We start from the raw sequence: 15,819 nt of genomic DNA, 5'->3' as shown, positions 1-15,819 counted from the left end.
TTTTTTCTTGCTTCGCTGGATTAGCGACGCAGACCCAGCTTCTGGATCAGAGCGTTGTAACGCTCATTCTCGGTACGCTGCAGGTAAGACAGCAGCTTACGACGAGAGCTAACCATACGCAGCAGACCACGACGTGAGTGGTGATCGTGAATATGAGTCTTGAAGTGATCCTGCAGGTGGTTGATCTGAGCAGTCAGCAGAGCTACCTGAACTTCAGTTGAACCAGTGTCGTTTTCACCACGGCCAAACTCAGCCAGGATTTTTGCTTTAGCTTCAGTACTTAGTGACATGAATATCTCCAAAATATCAGTAAATTGTCTCAGCCGATCACTAACTCAGCCAAGAAGACGCGATATTTTAGCCACATTCGACTGCCGTAGCAACCGCTTTAGGCTTCATCATCGTAAAAGACAACAAGGCGCTTGGGCGCCAGCAGGCCATCTTCATTGATGGCACCCACACCAACAAACCGTCGGGCCTCACCAAGGGTAATGCGCATCAGGCTGTCGCAGGCCACACCTGCAACGCGCACCGGGTTTCCGTTCATCAGATAAGGGGCAACCGCATCCGGAATATTGACCTCCGGAAAATCGGCCACCGCAGTATCCATCGGCAGCAACAGAGGGTCGAGCAAGGTCCTCGGCTCAACGCCCTCCTGCTCTGCCTGAGAGAGCAATGCTTCGAGAGCTTCGATGGTCACCATGCGCTCATAAGGATAACCGGCGACAGCGGTACGCCTGAGCATAATCACATGGGCGCCACAGCCAAGCTTTTCACCGAGGTCGTCGATGATGGTACGGATATAGGTACCCTTGGAGCAGTGAATATCCAACGTCAGCTCATCGCCTTCAAGCTTGATAAAGTTAAGCTCGAATACTGTGATGGGCCTGGCTTCACGTGGTACTTCCTTACCTTCACGGGCGTACTTGTACAGGGGCTGGCCCTGATACTTGAGCGCCGAAAACATCGAAGGTACCTGCAGGGTATCGCCACGGAAACTGTCCAGGGCTGAATCCAATTGCTCCTGAGTGAAGTTCAGGGGTCTTTCGCTGACCACTTCGCCGTCGGAATCACTGGTGTCAGTGCGCTGACCAAGCTTGGCGGTAACCAGATAACGCTTATCCGCATCCAGCAGGTGCTGGGAAAACTTGGTCGCCTCACCGAGGCACACTGGCAACATGCCGGTCGCCAGAGGATCGAGCGCGCCTGTATGGCCGGCTTTGGACGCATTGTAAATGCGCTTGACCCGCTGCAGGGCATGATTGGAACTCATGCCTGTGGGCTTGTCCAGCAGGACGATACCGTCGATATTGCGCCCTTTGGTGCGTCTTGCCATCAGTCTTCCTCGCGCTGTCCTTCCTGGGGTTCATCGCCGCTGTGACCTTTCTTGGCCTCATCGTCTCGAATGACCTTACTCACCAGGTTTGACATGCGCATACCTTCAACCAGAGACGCATCGTAGATAAAGCGCAGCTCAGGCATCACCCTAAGCTTCATGCGACCGGCCACCAGGGTTCGGGCATAAGGTGCGGCCGTATTGAGGGCAGCCAGTTTGGCTTCGATAACCTGAGGATCTTCCTCGAAAAAGGTCACGTACACTTTGGCGTGGCTCAGATCGCGGGATACATCCACGTCATTGACGGTTACCATGCCGATGCGAGGATCTTTCATGTCCCGCTGCAGTACAAAGGCCAGCTCCTGTTGCAGCTGCTGACCGATGCGGCGGGTACGACTAAATTCTCTTGCCATGATTACTTACCATAAAATCAACAAGGGCGGCCTGAGCCGCCCTTTTTTGGTTGTTAGAGTGTCCGTGCGACTTCGATAGTTTCGAACACTTCAATTTGATCGCCTACGCGAACATCATTGTAGTTCTTAACGCCGATACCACACTCCATGCCGTTGCGGACTTCGTTCACGTCGTCCTTGAAGCGGCGCAGAGACTCCAGCTCACCTTCATAGATTACCACGTTCTCACGCAGTACGCGGATTGGCGCGCTGCGCTTCACGATACCTTCAATCACCATACAGCCGGCGATAGCGCCAAGCTTAGGCGACTTGAACACGTCACGCACTTCGGCCAGACCAATGATCTGCTGCTTGAACTCAGGTGACAGCATACCGCTCATGGCAGACTTCACTTCGTCAATCAGGTCGTAGATCACGCTGTAGTAGCGCAGATCAACGGCTTCAGATTCGATGGTCTTACGGGCCTGAGCGTCGGCACGTACGTTAAAGCCAACCATGATGGCGTTGGAGGCGGCAGCCAGAGTCGCGTCGGTTTCGGTCAGAGCACCTACACCGGAAGCGATGATGTTCACCTTCACTTCATCGGTAGACAGCTTGCGCAGCGAGTCGGTGATGGCTTCCAGAGAACCCTGTACGTCGGCCTTGAGGACGATGTTGAGTTCCTGTACTTCGCCTTCGGTCATGTTGGCAAACATGTTCTCGAGCTTGGACTTCTGCTGACGCGCCAGTTTCACATCACGGAACTTGCCTTGACGATACAGGGCCACTTCACGGGCTTTACGCTCGTCACGCACCACAGTCGCTTCGTCACCGGCAGAAGGCACACCTGACAGACCAAGGATCTCTACAGGAATAGATGGACCGGCTTCCATAATTGGGCGACCGTTTTCATCTTTCATGGCACGAATTTTACCGTACTCGAGACCACACAGAACGATGTCGCCCTGACGCAGCGTACCTTCCTGAACCAGAACGGTCGCTACCGGACCACGGCCCTTGTCGAGCTGAGATTCGATAACCACACCGGCGGCCATACCATCACGTACAGCTTTGAGTTCCAGAACTTCGGCCTGAAGCAGGATAGCTTCCAGCAGTTCATCAACGCCCTGACCAGTCTTGGCAGACACGTAACAGAACATGTTCTCGCCACCCCAGTCTTCTGACATTACGCCATGCTGAGACAGTTCGTTCTTCACACGATCGATATCGGCTTCTGGCTTGTCCATCTTGTTCACAGCCACAATCAAAGGCACGTTACCGGCCTTGGCGTGCTGGATAGCTTCGATGGTCTGTGGCATTACGCCGTCGTCGGCGGCCACAACCAGAATAACGATGTCAGTTGCCTTGGCGCCACGGGCACGCATTGCGGTAAAGGCCGCGTGACCAGGGGTATCCAGGAAGGTGATCATGCCGTTGTCGGTTTCTACGTGGTAGGCACCGATGTGCTGGGTAATACCACCGGCTTCACCGGCCGCCACCTTGGTGCGACGGATGTAGTCGAGCAGCGAGGTCTTACCATGGTCAACGTGACCCATGATGGTTACCACAGGAGCGCGAGGCTCAAGCTTGGTGGTGCCTTCATCGTCACGATCCGCCAGAACCTGATGCTCCAGCTCGTTTTCACGCAGCAGTACAACCTTGTGGCCCATTTCCTCAGCAACCAGCTGGGCAGTTTCCTGATCCAGTACCTGGTTGATGGTTACCATGGATCCCATCTTCATCATGGCTTTGATGATTTCAGTGGCTTTAACTGCCATCTTCTGTGCCAGCTCGGCCACAGTCACAGTCTCGCCAATGCGCACGTCACGGGTCACAGCTGCCACGGGCTTGTTAAAGCCGTGTGCCATGGACTCGGGAGTGCTCTTGTACTTCATATGCTTCTCACGACCTTCGCGAGCGTCTTTACCACCACGCTTGCTCTTGGTCTGAGTCTTGTTGCGGTTGCGACGACCGCGTTTTTCATCATCCAGATCGGCACTGTCTTCGGCAGCACGGGCTACCTTGGACGTGGTCACATGGTGATCGCCATAACGCTCAGCCTCGATACGACGTCGCTCTTCTTCAGCCCAACGAGCGGCGTTTTCTTCAGCCAGCAGACGCGCTTTTTCTTTGGCAGCGGCTTCTTCCTGAGTAGCCTTGCTCTTGGCAGCTTCTTCCTGCTGCGCCTTCAGGCGAGCAGCTTCAGCCTTGGCTTCTTCAGACTCAACAGGCTTTGGCTGTTCTTTGGCAGCACTGACGCTAGCTTTTGCTTTGGCTTTGGCTTCCGCTTCGGCCTTGGCTTTTGCCTTGGCTTCAGCTTCGGCTTTTGCCTTGGCTTCGGCTTTTGCCTTGGCTTCGGCTTCTGCTCTCGCTTTGGCTTCTGCTTCAGCTTTTGCCTTGGCTTCGGCTTCAGCCTGAGCACGGGCCTCTTCTTCGGCCTTCAGGGCTGCTTCGTTGCCGTCACGCTTCACGAAAGTACGCTTCTTACGCACTTCCACTTTCACGTCTTTAGACTGACCACCACCGCTGGACACGCTCAGCGTAGACACAGTCTTACGCTGCAGTGTCATTTTGGTTGGCTGAGCGTCGCCGCCGTGTTGTTTCTTCAAAAAGTCCAGCAGTTGCTGTTTTTCTGATTCAGACACAGTGTCAACTTTAGCCTTCTTGATACCGGCCTGGGCAAACTGTTCAATAAGTCTATCAACAGTTTTACCGACTTCTGTGGCTAGTTTCTCTACCGTAATTTCCGTCATAGGTTACCTCCCCTGTTGATCGACTTAAGACTCTTCGCCAAACCAACAGATGTTACGGGCAGCCATGATCAGCGCACCGGCTTTCTCTTCTGTCAATTCTTCTATTTCGATCAAATCATCAATGCCTTGTTCGGCCAAATCTTCCAGCGTCACTACACCACGGCTTGCAAGTACAAACGCGAGGTGGCGCTCCATGCCTTCCAGATTCAGCAATTCTTCACTCGGCTCTGCACCGTCCAGCGCTTCTTCAGACGCCAACGCACGGGTAGAAATGGCCGCTTTGGCGCGCTCACGCAGCGCTTCAACGATATCCTCGTCAAAGCCATCGATTGCCAAGAGTTCGGCAACCGGTACATAAGCCACTTCTTCCAGTGAGGTGAAGCCTTCATCGGCCAGCACCTGAGCAAAATCTTCATCTACATCCAGTGACTCCATAAACAGCGCAACCACCTTGGCACTTTCGGCCTGGTGCTTGGCATTCATGTCTGCCACTGTCATCACGTTCAGCTCCCAACCGGTCAGTTGAGTGGCCAAACGCACGTTCTGACCGTTACGGCCAATGGCCTGGGCCAGAGAATCAGCTTCCACGGCGATATCCATGGAGTGGTTATCTTCATCCACGATGATAGAAGCCACATCGGCTGGTGCCATGGCGTTGATAACAAATTGCGCTGGGTTATCGTCCCACAGCACAATATCCACGCGCTCACCACCGAGTTCGTTGGACACGGCCTGAACACGGGCACCACGCATACCCACACAGGCGCCGATAGGATCGATGCGACGGTCGTTAGACTTCACAGCAATCTTGGCGCGGCTGCCTGGGTCACGGGCAGCACCCATCACCTCGATCATCTCGTCAGCGATTTCGGGCACTTCCACGCGGAAGAGCTCGATCAGCATTTCAGGCTTGGTACGGGTAAGGTACAACTGAGCACCACGGGCCTCGGGACGTACTGCGTAGAGCAGTGCGCGAACGCGGTCGCCTGGGCGGAAGGATTCGCGGGCAATCAGGTCTTCTTTGTACAACACGCCATCGGCGTTGTTACCAAGGTCAACGATGACACTGTCACGATTGCTCTTCTTCACCACACCAGTGATGATTTCGCCTTCTTTATCGTAAAACTGTTCAACTACCTGAGCACGCTCGGCCTCGCGCACTTTTTGCACGATAACCTGCTTGGCAGTTTGGGTTGTGATACGGTCGAAAACCACGGACTCGATTTCGTCCTCGATAAACTCACCCACCTGAATTTCAGGTTCTTCATAGCGGGCGGCTTCGAGCGTGATCTCACGGTAAGGGTTTTCCAGCGCTTCGCCGTTGTCCTCAACCACCATCCAGCGACGGAAGGTTTCATAGTCACCGGTCTTGCGATCGATGGCCACACGAACGTCGATATCACCTTCGTACTTTTTCTTGGTTGCCGTGGCCAGAGCTGTCTCCAGCGCCTCGAAAATCTTTTCACGCGGAACGGCTTTTTCGTTTGAAACCGCCTCAGCGACCAGCAGAATCTCTTTATTCATCGTCTTGCCTCGTTCACCTTGAAACCATCAAAACTTCGCAATAATGTTGCCTTTGCGGATATTGTCCAGGGCAACGACCAATGTCTTGCCATCGACTATGATGGTCAGCATCTGGCCTTCAACCTTGTCGATAACACCTTTCAAGTTCCGACTGCCTTCCACAGGCATGGTCAGTTGTACTTTTACATCCTCACCCAGATAACGGGCGTATTGGGCTGCGTTGAACAGCGGTCTGTCCAGCCCAGGCGAAGACACTTCGAGAGTGTATTCGTTGGAAATTGGGTCTTCCACATCGAGGATTGCACTGATTTGGCGACTGGCTTCAGCACAGTCGTCAACGGAAATACCCTGCTCGCTGTCGATATAAACACGCAGGATTGAATGCTTTCCTGCCTGCACGTATTCAATGCCCCACACCACATAGCCAGCGGCTTCGACAGCCGGTGTCAGCATTTCTGCCAGTCTGGTTTCCAATGTCGCCAAAGTGACCCCCGAAAAAACAAAAAAGGGCTATAAAGCCCCAGTAACTGTACCGCAAAACACTGCGGTGGATCTGAAAGTCCATATAACAAAAAACCCCGTAATAACGAGGCCATTGCTTATAAGAACCTGTTTACAGTAGCGAATTCTTCCATAAACTCGAAACTGGGAGCTGGTTGCGGGGGCCGGATTTGAACCGACGACCTTCGGGTTATGAGCCCGACGAGCTACCATGCTGCTCCACCCCGCGTCAACTGCTGCAAGTATATTGACTTAACAACTTACTTGCAATGATTGCTACCTGTTTGACCTGGTTACAATCATTTTAATTGGTGCCGAGAGCGGGACTTGAACCCGCACGTCCGTTAGGACACAGCCACCTCAAGGCTGCGCGTCTACCAATTTCACCACCTCGGCTAATCGTGCTTTTTAGTCAGGAATTTTGGTTTCTGACTTTTCGGTCTGCTGAACTTCCTCTGCGGTAGGTTCAGAACCGATGTTGTTCCATTTATCTTCCTGCTTGATGTGGTTCGCACTCAGGTTGCCTATGATCAGGCTCAGAGTGAAGAATGCCACAGCCAGGATTGCAGTGGAACGGGTCAAAAAGTTGCCTGAACCACTCGAACCAAACAGGGTGCCTGATGCGCCTGCGCCAAATGACGCACCCATGTCGGCTCCTTTACCTTGCTGGATGAGAACCAGGCCAATCAGACCCAATGCGACCAACAAGTAGATAACTATCAGTACTTCGTACATATTATGCGCTCATTGCTATGGAACACAGAGTTAAAAACTCGGACGAGTTTAAACTGGCTCCGCCAATCAGTCCACCGTCAACATCAGGTTGGGCGAATAAATCTGCCGCGTTGCTTGGCGTTACACTTCCGCCATACAAAATCCTGACATTCTCCCCGATGAAGGGGGAAACTTCAGAGAGCCTTCTGCGAATAAACGCATGAACTTCCTGGGCTTGCTCTGGTGTAGCGCTTTTACCTGTCCCTACTGCCCAAAGGGGCTCATAGGCGATAATGGCGTTATCAAAAGCCATGGTACCGTTCTTTTCGATTACCACGTCCAGCTCTTCTGCTATCACCTCGAAGGTTCTTCTAGCTTCTCGAGCTGGGCCTGATTCACCAACACAGAGTATTGGAGTCAAGCCGTGCTTTTGGGCGGCGGCGAACTTTTCTGCGACTATATCGCTGGTTTCACCATACATTCTTCGCCGCTCTGAATGCCCGACAATTACATATCGGCATCCGGAATCTTTCAGCATCTGCCCGGAAATCTCTCCGGTATACGCACCGAAGTCATGTTGACTCAAGTTTTGAGCCCCCATTCGAACCAGGCTACCATTTAAGGCTTCCTTATTCGCTTCGAGCAACTGCCTGACGCTCTCGAGGTAAATTGTCGGCGGACACAAGACAACTTCCGCTGAATCATTTTGGAGCTTAACGGCAAACTTTTTGAAGAGTTCCTGTGCCAGCGCTGCGCTGCCATTCATCTTCCAGTTGCCTGCTACCATTGGACGTCTGAGTGCCATCTCCATCTCCTCTGAAAGCGGAGCGAATAATAGCGAACCGCGTTTTAAGTTACAACACCTATTTTCGACTTTTTGGCAAAAACAGGCCCGACTGTTGCTTTTTTATTCCAGCGAGCCTATTTTTGCTTAAAATGCGCGCTAAGCCACTAAAATTTATACATTAACTCTTTTAAGCGGCCGCTTTTACTGCATCGGCAATGGCGTTGGCGAGACGCGTCACAGTCTCTTTATCTTCACCCTCAACCATCACCCTCAGCAGCGGCTCTGTACCGGATTTACGCAGCAACACCCGGCCCCGTTCACCGAGCTCGCGTTCCACTTCAGCTACCTTGGCAGTAACACTTTCCGCTTCCAGCGGATTTTTATCGCCTTCAAAGCGCACATTCACAAGCACCTGTGGGAACATCTTGAGCTTGGCAATCAGCTGTTGCAGATCTTTTCCGCTGCGACGCATTGCCGCAAGCACCAGAATGCCGGCCACTATACCGTCACCGGTAGTCCCGTGGTCGAGGTTGAGAATGTGCCCGGAATTTTCTCCACCGATGCGCCAACCCAGTTCTTTGAGAAGCTCCATCACATAGCGGTCGCCCACCTTGGAGCGGGCGAAGGGAATATCCTCGTCTTTAAGTGCCAGTTCAAGGCCCAGATTTGCCATTTGGGTGCCCACGACACCGCCCTTTAACAGACCGCGCTCTTTTGCATCCAGTGCCAGTATGTAGAGAATTTGGTCGCCATCAATAATGTCACCGTCTCCGGTTACCATCATGATCCGGTCACCATCACCATCCAGAGCGATCCCAAGGTCGGCGTTGACTTCGAGTACCTTCTCGCGGATGGCCCCCATCGAGGTCGCACCGCACTTATCGTTGATGTTCATGCCATTGGGCTCAACCCCAATAGCTACTACCTCAGCACCGAGCTCACGAAATACTGCCGGGGCTATGTGGTAAGTTGCACCATGGGCACAATCCACCACAATTTTCAGGCCACTCAAGGTTTGGTCTGCCGGGAAGTTCCCTTTGCAATATTCGATATAACGGCCACGGGCATCATCGATGCGGGATACCTTGCCCAAAAACTGGGACTCGGCGCAGATCAGCGGTTTTTCCAATTCGGCTTCAATGGCAAGCTCAATTTCATCATCCAGCTTACTGCCATCATTGGAAAAGAACTTAATACCGTTGTCGTAATATGGGTTATGGGAAGCGCTGATAACGACACCGGCTTCTGCCCGGAAAGTGCGGGTAAGATAAGCGACTGCAGGTGTAGGCATGGGCCCCATTAACAACACGTTAAGCCCAGCGGAAGAAAAGCCAGCCTCCAACGCCGACTCGAACATGTACCCGGAGATACGGGTATCTTTTCCGATGATGACCTTTTTGGTGCCAGTTCTTGCCAGCACCCTGCCTGCGGCCCACCCGAGTTTCAATGCCAATTCGGGCGTCATCTGATCCGCGCCCACTTTGCCGCGGATCCCATCGGTTCCAAAAAATTTACGTTGTGACACTCTCTACCCCATTCACATCCACGCTCAATGATGAGCGTTTGTTGGTCCCTGCTCCAATTACATTACAGGTTTTTATATTCCCGGGTGGCCTCAAACACCTTGAGGACATCTATCGTCTCTGCAACATCATGCACCCTGATTATGTTTGCGCCCTGCTGCGCCGACAATAAGGCACCAGCGAGACTGCCTGCAAGGCGTGAAGTTGCATCACGGCCAAGCAAATTGCCCAGCATACTCTTTCGGGACAAGCCTGCCAGCAGCGGTAAACCAAATCGCTCAAACTCTGCAAATCGGGCAAGCAGCTCATAGTTGTGCGAAAGTGTTTTACCGAATCCAAATCCGGGATCAAGGATAATCTGCGCCTGTGGGATCCCCGCGTCAACACAAGCAGCGACGCGATGTTCAAAAAACGTGCAAACATCTTCTATTAAATTGTCATATTCCGGGCTTTGTTGCATGGTGCGCGGCTGCCCCTGCATATGCATTAAGCATACGGCTAATCCCGAAGCCGCCGCGGCTTCGAGCGCCCCCGGCTCCATCAGTGCACGCACATCATTGATCAAGTGGGCACCGGCCTTGGCGGCTTCACTCATCACACCGGCTTTACTGGTATCCACCGAAATCCATACATCGTGGGTCTTGCTGACATACTCTACCAGTGGGATCACACGGCTGAGCTCTTCATCCAGCGATACCTCGGCAGCACCGGGGCGGGTAGACTCGCCACCTATATCAATAATGGCCGCACCTTCTGTTACCAACTGGTCAGCATGTTCACAGGCACGCTCAAACGCGGTGAACTGGCCTCCATCAGAAAACGAATCCGGAGTCACGTTCAAAATTCCCATCACCACGGGGCGGCTAAGGTCGAGAGTTTTCTCTCTGGCAGTCAGCGTAAACACGGGTACTCCTTAAACAAGAAAACCCCGGGTTCGGGGTTTTCTCAGTGACATCAATCGTTAAGCGCTATCAATGTTTGGTCACAGGTTCATCTGGGTTCAGGTCTGTAGGCTCTGCTGGCTCATTGTCTTGAGCGGCAGCTTCCACGCCTTTATTACCCTTATCCCCTTTATCACCATTTTGTTCATCCTTCTGCCAGTCGACAGGCATACGCACTTCACGGCGCTCCATCAAATCTTCAATCTGACGGGAGTCGATAGTCTCGTACTTCATCAGCGCGTCTTTCATGGCATGGAGGATGTCCATGTTATCAACCAGTAGCTGATTGGCACGCTCATAGTTACGGTCGATGATGACTTTCACTTCGGCGTCGATAAGCGCAGCCGTTTCGTCGGACATGTGCTTGGCCTTGGCCATAGAGCGGCCGAGGAACACTTCGCCTTCTTCATCGGCATAGAGCAGCGGGCCAAGCTTGTCGGAGAAGCCCCACTGGGTCACCATGTTACGGGCAATGGATGTTGCATATTTGATGTCCTGCGACGCCCCAGTGGATACCTGCTCGGTACCATAAATCAGCTCTTCGGCCAGACGACCACCGTAGGCAACCGAGATTTTACTCTCAAGTTTACGGCGACTCTGACTGATGGCATCCGCCTCAGGCAGGAAGAAGGTTACACCCAGCGCGCGACCACGGGGGATGATAGTAACCTTGTGCACAGGGTCGTGCTCAGGTACCAGATAACCCACAATGGCGTGACCCGCCTCGTGGTAGGCAGTCATTTCCTTTTCGGCTTCCGACATCACCATGGAGCGGCGCTCGGCGCCCATCATGATCTTGTCTTTGGCGCGCTCAAACTCTTCCATACTCACCACGCGGCGGTTACCACGGGCGGCAAAGAGAGCGGCTTCGTTGACCAGGTTAGCCAGGTCGGCACCGGAGAAACCGGGCGTACCACGGGCAATCACACTGGCTTTTACATCTTCAGCCAAAGGCACTTTGCGCATATGCACTTTAAGGATTTGCTCACGACCACGCACGTCTGGCAGACCTACCACCACCTGGCGATCGAAACGGCCGGGACGCAAAAGCGCCGCATCCAGTACATCAGGACGGTTGGTGGCGGCAATCACGATAATACCTTCGTTGCCTTCGAAACCATCCATCTCAACCAGCATCTGGTTCAGGGTTTGCTCACGCTCATCGTGACCACCACCGAGACCGGCGCCGCGCTGGCGACCTACGGCATCGATCTCGTCGATGAAGATGATACAAGGGGCTGACTTTTTGGCCTGGTCGAACATGTCGCGCACACGGGACGCGCCCACACCCACAAACATTTCGACGAAGTCTGAACCTGAAATGGTAAAGAAAGGTACCTTGGCTTCACCGGCAATGGCTTTCGCCAGCAGGGTTTTACCCGTACCTGGAGGGCCAACCATCAGTACACCGGTAGGAATGCGGCCACCCAGTTTCTGGAACTTGGTCGGGTCGCGCAGATAGTCCACCATTTCCTTCACTTCTTCTTTGGCTTCATCACAGCCGGCCACATCGGCGAAGGTGGTTTTAATCTGATCTTCGCTCATCAGCTTGGCTTTACTCTTGCCGAAGGACATAGCGCCCTTTCCGCCGCCGCCCTGCATCTGACGCATGAAGAAAATCCACACGCCGATAAGCAGCAGCATGGGGAACCAGGAGATGAATATTTGAGTCAGGAAACTGGATTCCTGCGCTTCTTCCCCTTTGATGACAACACCTTTACGTACCAGGTCATTGATCAGGTCCTGGTCGTACATGGGCATGATAGTCGTGAACTTTTCACCACTGCGCTTTTGCCCTTCAATGGTGCGTTGGTCGCTCTTGAACTCAACCGACAGGATCTGATCGGCTTTGTTTTCTTCGAGGAACGTGGAATATTCCATCTTCTGCGATGAGGAAGAAGAGGGGGAGTAGCCCTGGAATACCGACATCAGCACAACGGCGATGACGACCCAGAGAATGAGATTTTTTGCCATATCACTCAAATTAATAGACCTCTTTAAAGTCTGTCGAAGCTAAGCGTTAGGGTACTACAACTTATACCCGGTCGCCACCAGATAGACCTCACGGGAACGCGCCCGTGATGAGTCCGGTTTACGGGTCTTAACGACCTTAAACGCCTCTCTGACCGCTTTCATGTACTCGTCAAAGCCCTCCCCCTGAAAGACTTTGACGGCAAAGCTGCCATTGGACGCCAATACCTGATGACACATATCCAGTGCCAATTCCACCAGATACATGGCACGGGGCTGATCAACCCCATCAGAACCACTCATATTGGGTGCCATATCAGACAGCACCACATCTACCTTCTCATCACCAACCCGCTCGAGCAGTGCGTTGAGCACGGCATCTTCGCGGAAGTCACCCTGCAGAAAATCAACGCCAACTATGGGGTCCATAGGCAGGATATCACAGGCTATCACCTTCCCCCTATCACCCACGAGTTTGACCGCAACCTGAGACCAGCCCCCCGGGGCCGCTCCCAAATCCACCACCGTCATGCCGGGCTTTATCAGATGATCCTTTTCCTGCAATTCTTCGAGCTTGAAGGCGGCGCGGGAGCGTAAGCCCCGTTTTTGTGCCAATTTCACATAGTGATCATCAAAATGCTCCTGCATCCAACGGGTGGAGCTGGCCGAACGTTTTTTAGCTGTCATTAAAAATCCGCGACAATGAGAGTTACACAAGGGCTATATAAGGGTAGAATACCCAACTTTCAACAGTAACTCAGCAAAAGTTGGTACAAATGAATCTGACCACCAAACAAAAACAGCATCTCAAAGGACTGGCGCACGATTTAAAGCCGGTGGTGCTGCTCGGGGCCAATGGCCTGACCGAGGGAGTGCTGGCTGAAATCGACGGAGCCCTGAGTCACCATGAACTTATCAAGGTGAAAGTGGCCAGCAGCGATCGTGAAATGAAAAACGCCATCGTTGACGCCATTGTACGTGAAACCCAAGCCGCCAAGGTGCAGCTTATCGGTCACGTGCTGGTGCTGTATCGCCAGTCCGAAGAACAAAAGATTGCCCTGCCAAAGGCGCGATAATCTTTCGCTCTTTTTAATGAAGAGCATCAACAAAAAAGCCGCTTAACAGCGGCTTTTTTGTTTAGTCGGCACCGAAAGCAATCAGATGTATTGCACTTCCACCACTTCATAAGCGGTCACGCCGGCAGGGGTGGTGATATTAACTTCGTCACCCAGGTTTTTACCCACCAGACCACGGGCAATGGGGGAGTTCACCGAAATCAGGTTTTCTTTGATGTTGGCTTCATCGTCGCCCACGATGCGATAGGTCACTTCAGCATCGGTATCCAGATTCAAAATAGTGACAGTCGCGCCGAAGATAATGCGGCCATTGTTGGCCATCTTGGTGACATCAATGATTTGGGCATTGGACAGCTTGCCTTCAATATCACGAATACGGGCTTCGCAGATCCCCTGCTCTTCACGGGCAGCGTGATACTCGGCATTTTCCTTCAGATCGCCGAGTTCTCTTGCCGCAGCGATGGCCTCAGTGATTTTAGGGCGGCGGTCAAACTTCAAAATATCCAGTTCTTTGCGGAGCTGCTCGGCTCCAACCACCGTCATAGGCACCTTATTCATAGTGTCTTTCGTCTCCTTAAAACAAAAGCAACCTGATGCCGGTAATCTACCAGCACAGGAAAACGATGCATGAAATTGGCGCTAGTGTACCCTGAAATCCGTCGCCGATGCACGACAATTCCCCATGAAAAACGCCCCTTTCGGGGCGTCTTAACTGGTGATTTGCGCGTTATTTACGAATGCCTTCAACTACCAGGTCCAGGGTCACATGAGTAGAGGCTGGCCCCAAATCATAGTTGATGTTGTAATCCTTGAGGGCAAAGCTGGTACTGCCGGTAAAGCCCGCGCGGTAACCACCCCATGGGTCGCTGCCTTCACCGATGGCAACGGCATCGATAGTTAACGGCTTGGTCACGCCGTTAAGGGTAAAGTTACCTTCGATAACCAAAGTGCCATCGCTGCCCACCTTCACTGATGTAGACTCAAATACGGCCTCAGGATACTTACCCGCATTGATAAAGTCGGCACTCTTTAAGTGCTTATCACGCTCGGCGTGATTGGAGTCCAGGCTTTGGGTGTTCACTGTCACCTTTACTTTTGCGGCTTCAGGTGACTTGCCATCAAAGCTGAATTCGCCACCGAAGTCGTTAAAGCGGCCGACCACAAAGCTGTAGCCCAGATGATTTACTTTAAAGTTGATGGAAGCATGTGCTCCCTGAGTATCAATCACATAGTCTGCAGCCAAGGCTGGAACGGCGATAAATGAGGTAACAAACAGGGCCGAAAGCAGAGTCTTTTTCATGTTCAGATTTCCTTTTGGGGTCTTAGAATTCGTAATAAAGTGGCATTTCTATTAATAACGTGGTGTTTGATGGCGGCCAGCGCATGGGCACTCACCAGGGCGATTAATAGCCATGCAAGCACACTGTGGATTTGTCCGGCCGAGTCTTCCTGTCCGGGAAATGACACAAGCGATGGAATAGATACCAGCTCAAATAGCTCCAGGGCCCGGCCATCGGCTGTCGAAATAAGGTAGCCACTTATCACCAGTCCCAGTGGCAACAGGTAAAGCGCGAGATGCACTATTTTGGCAAGTACCACTTCGGTGCCCTTGCCCAACGCGCTCGGCTGTTGATCCCCTAAGCGTATCGCCAGCCTCAGTAGCAGTAACGCAAACACCACGCCGCCCAAGCCTTTGTGCCAATATGGGGCGACGCGGTACCACTGGCTGTAATAGTTAAGTTCTACCATCCACAACCCCAAGGCGAAGAGTCCCAGGATCAGCACCGCCATCACCCAATGAATACCGATGGCAAACCAGCCATAACCTGACGCGCGATTTCGCCACATATCATCAACACACCATCTAACGAGAATGCTTTTCATCTTAATTGCTACACCAAATAATAAAATCGCTAAAAATCGCCCATTTGGTTCGATTTTTTAGAAATAAGAAAGGAAGAGACAAGCGTTTCAGAGGACCAAAGAGTTAAACCGCCGTGAATCAGCAAGGGAGTAGCGCTGCAACGCCGTCATTTTGTTGGTTAATTCGGCAATAATGTGCCTTTTTGATGGGATTTGGTGATTCTCTGGCCAGACACGCCGCAACTCAGGAAAAAGCGCTTGCAGGAAAAAAACGACCGCTATATGATACGCGCACTCCAGACGAGACGGGCACATTAACCCGGTCTGCAGTAGACGACTAACGCTCAGTTTAGTTGCCCGAATAGCTCAGTCGGTAGAGCAGCGGATTGAAAATCCGCGTGTCCCTGGTTCGATTCCGGGTTCGGGCACCATATTTAA

General features: G+C 52.5%; 16 protein-coding genes and 3 tRNA genes. 2 read left to right on the top strand and 17 right to left on the bottom strand.

From position 1 onward, the window contains the following. Positions 1-20: 20 nt before the first annotated feature. The 14 genes from rpsO to rlmE form a co-directional block, all read right to left on the bottom strand. A complete protein-coding gene (gene rpsO, locus K0H63_RS05245; RefSeq protein ID WP_011759080.1) occupies positions 21-290 on the bottom strand; it encodes a 30S ribosomal protein S15 in 270 nt (89 codons plus the stop codon). 98 nt (positions 291-388) lie between these two features. Next, positions 389-1,336 (bottom strand): tRNA pseudouridine(55) synthase TruB, encoded by a 948-nt coding sequence (gene truB, locus K0H63_RS05240; protein ID WP_220067027.1) that lies wholly within the window; start codon positions 1,334-1,336, stop codon positions 389-391. Then, positions 1,336-1,749, bottom strand: a complete 414-nt coding sequence (gene rbfA, locus K0H63_RS05235; RefSeq protein ID WP_220067026.1) for a 30S ribosome-binding factor RbfA — start codon at positions 1,747-1,749, stop codon at positions 1,336-1,338. Before rbfA ends, truB begins: the two co-directional genes overlap by 1 nt. Before the next feature lie 53 nt (positions 1,750-1,802). Beyond that, entirely contained in the window at positions 1,803-4,481 is a 2,679-nt protein-coding gene (gene infB, locus K0H63_RS05230; RefSeq protein WP_220067025.1) for a translation initiation factor IF-2, read from the bottom strand. Between the two features lie 24 nt (positions 4,482-4,505). Next, positions 4,506-6,005: a transcription termination factor NusA gene (nusA, locus tag K0H63_RS05225; protein ID WP_220067024.1), complete on the bottom strand. Its 1,500-nt coding sequence runs from the start codon at positions 6,003-6,005 to the stop codon at positions 4,506-4,508. Between the two features lie 27 nt (positions 6,006-6,032). Continuing rightward, positions 6,033-6,488 (bottom strand): ribosome maturation factor RimP, encoded by a 456-nt coding sequence (gene rimP, locus K0H63_RS05220; protein WP_220067023.1) that lies wholly within the window; start codon positions 6,486-6,488, stop codon positions 6,033-6,035. Between the two features lie 170 nt (positions 6,489-6,658). Continuing rightward, positions 6,659-6,735 (bottom strand) — tRNA-Met (locus K0H63_RS05215). An 80-nt stretch (positions 6,736-6,815) separates the two neighbouring features. Next, positions 6,816-6,902 (bottom strand) — tRNA-Leu (locus tag K0H63_RS05210). 12 nt (positions 6,903-6,914) lie between these two features. Continuing rightward, complete coding sequence (secG, locus tag K0H63_RS05205; protein WP_011759074.1) at positions 6,915-7,241, bottom strand: preprotein translocase subunit SecG; 327 nt, start codon at positions 7,239-7,241, stop codon at positions 6,915-6,917. A gap of 1 nt (position 7,242) precedes the next feature. Continuing rightward, the gene (tpiA, locus tag K0H63_RS05200) at positions 7,243-8,025 is read right to left on the bottom strand and encodes a triose-phosphate isomerase (protein WP_220067022.1); all 783 of its coding nucleotides are present in this window, start codon (positions 8,023-8,025) and stop codon (positions 7,243-7,245) included. 169 nt (positions 8,026-8,194) lie between these two features. Next, complete coding sequence (gene glmM, locus K0H63_RS05195) at positions 8,195-9,532, bottom strand: phosphoglucosamine mutase (RefSeq protein WP_220067021.1); 1,338 nt, start codon at positions 9,530-9,532, stop codon at positions 8,195-8,197. 62 nt (positions 9,533-9,594) lie between these two features. After that, the gene (gene folP, locus K0H63_RS05190; protein WP_220067020.1) at positions 9,595-10,434 is read right to left on the bottom strand and encodes a dihydropteroate synthase; all 840 of its coding nucleotides are present in this window, start codon (positions 10,432-10,434) and stop codon (positions 9,595-9,597) included. 67 nt (positions 10,435-10,501) lie between these two features. After that, positions 10,502-12,445 carry an ATP-dependent zinc metalloprotease FtsH gene (ftsH, locus tag K0H63_RS05185; RefSeq protein WP_258405659.1) on the bottom strand — a complete coding sequence of 648 codons (1,944 nt, stop codon included), beginning with the start codon at positions 12,443-12,445 and terminating at the stop codon, positions 10,502-10,504. Positions 12,446-12,499: 54 nt separating this feature from the next. Then, positions 12,500-13,129 carry a 23S rRNA (uridine(2552)-2'-O)-methyltransferase RlmE gene (gene rlmE, locus K0H63_RS05180; protein ID WP_220067018.1) on the bottom strand — a complete coding sequence of 210 codons (630 nt, stop codon included), beginning with the start codon at positions 13,127-13,129 and terminating at the stop codon, positions 12,500-12,502. 89 nt (positions 13,130-13,218) lie between these two features. On the opposite strand from rlmE, the gene yhbY reads away from it, so the two are divergent. Further along, positions 13,219-13,518: a ribosome assembly RNA-binding protein YhbY gene (yhbY, locus tag K0H63_RS05175; RefSeq protein WP_011759068.1), complete on the top strand. Its 300-nt coding sequence runs from the start codon at positions 13,219-13,221 to the stop codon at positions 13,516-13,518. 81 nt (positions 13,519-13,599) lie between these two features. On the opposite strand, the gene greA is transcribed toward yhbY, so the two are convergent. The 3 genes from greA to K0H63_RS05160 form a co-directional block, all read right to left on the bottom strand. Next, positions 13,600-14,076: a transcription elongation factor GreA gene (gene greA / locus K0H63_RS05170; protein ID WP_011759067.1), complete on the bottom strand. Its 477-nt coding sequence runs from the start codon at positions 14,074-14,076 to the stop codon at positions 13,600-13,602. Between the two features lie 169 nt (positions 14,077-14,245). Continuing rightward, positions 14,246-14,818 carry a YceI family protein gene (locus tag K0H63_RS05165; protein WP_220067017.1) on the bottom strand — a complete coding sequence of 191 codons (573 nt, stop codon included), beginning with the start codon at positions 14,816-14,818 and terminating at the stop codon, positions 14,246-14,248. 2 nt (positions 14,819-14,820) lie between these two features. Continuing rightward, entirely contained in the window at positions 14,821-15,402 is a 582-nt protein-coding gene (locus tag K0H63_RS05160; RefSeq protein ID WP_258405658.1) for a cytochrome b, read from the bottom strand. A 334-nt stretch (positions 15,403-15,736) separates the two neighbouring features. Between K0H63_RS05160 and K0H63_RS05155 the strand changes: the two genes are divergently transcribed. Continuing rightward, a tRNA-Phe gene (locus tag K0H63_RS05155) sits at positions 15,737-15,812 on the top strand. Positions 15,813-15,819: the final 7 nt, after the last annotated feature.

Origin of the sequence: Shewanella zhangzhouensis, from assembly GCF_019457615.1 — a bacterium.
Classification (GTDB): domain Bacteria; phylum Pseudomonadota; class Gammaproteobacteria; order Enterobacterales; family Shewanellaceae; genus Shewanella; species Shewanella zhangzhouensis.
This window is presented reverse-complemented; position numbering and strand designations above follow the sequence as displayed.

What these genes read in the sequence shown, in the direction of transcription:
- rpsO (WP_011759080.1), bottom strand. Translation starts at nt 290, where the DNA reads ATGTCACTAAGTACTGAAGCTAAAGCAAAAATCCTGGCTGAGTTTGGC.
- truB (WP_220067027.1), bottom strand. Translation starts at nt 1,336, where the DNA reads ATGGCAAGACGCACCAAAGGGCGCAATATCGACGGTATCGTCCTGCTG.
- rbfA (WP_220067026.1), bottom strand. Translation starts at nt 1,749, where the DNA reads ATGGCAAGAGAATTTAGTCGTACCCGCCGCATCGGTCAGCAGCTGCAA.
- infB (WP_220067025.1), bottom strand. Translation starts at nt 4,481, where the DNA reads ATGACGGAAATTACGGTAGAGAAACTAGCCACAGAAGTCGGTAAAACT.
- nusA (WP_220067024.1), bottom strand. Translation starts at nt 6,005, where the DNA reads ATGAATAAAGAGATTCTGCTGGTCGCTGAGGCGGTTTCAAACGAAAAA.
- secG (WP_011759074.1), bottom strand. Translation starts at nt 7,241, where the DNA reads ATGTACGAAGTACTGATAGTTATCTACTTGTTGGTCGCATTGGGTCTG.
- tpiA (WP_220067022.1), bottom strand. Translation starts at nt 8,025, where the DNA reads ATGGCACTCAGACGTCCAATGGTAGCAGGCAACTGGAAGATGAATGGC.
- ftsH (WP_258405659.1), bottom strand. Translation starts at nt 12,445, where the DNA reads ATGGCAAAAAATCTCATTCTCTGGGTCGTCATCGCCGTTGTGCTGATG.
- rlmE (WP_220067018.1), bottom strand. Translation starts at nt 13,129, where the DNA reads ATGACAGCTAAAAAACGTTCGGCCAGCTCCACCCGTTGGATGCAGGAG.
- yhbY (WP_011759068.1), top strand. Translation starts at nt 13,219, where the DNA reads ATGAATCTGACCACCAAACAAAAACAGCATCTCAAAGGACTGGCGCAC.
- greA (WP_011759067.1), bottom strand. Translation starts at nt 14,076, where the DNA reads ATGAATAAGGTGCCTATGACGGTGGTTGGAGCCGAGCAGCTCCGCAAA.
- K0H63_RS05165 (WP_220067017.1), bottom strand. Translation starts at nt 14,818, where the DNA reads ATGAAAAAGACTCTGCTTTCGGCCCTGTTTGTTACCTCATTTATCGCC.
- K0H63_RS05160 (WP_258405658.1), bottom strand. Translation starts at nt 15,402, where the DNA reads ATGAAAAGCATTCTCGTTAGATGGTGTGTTGATGATATGTGGCGAAAT.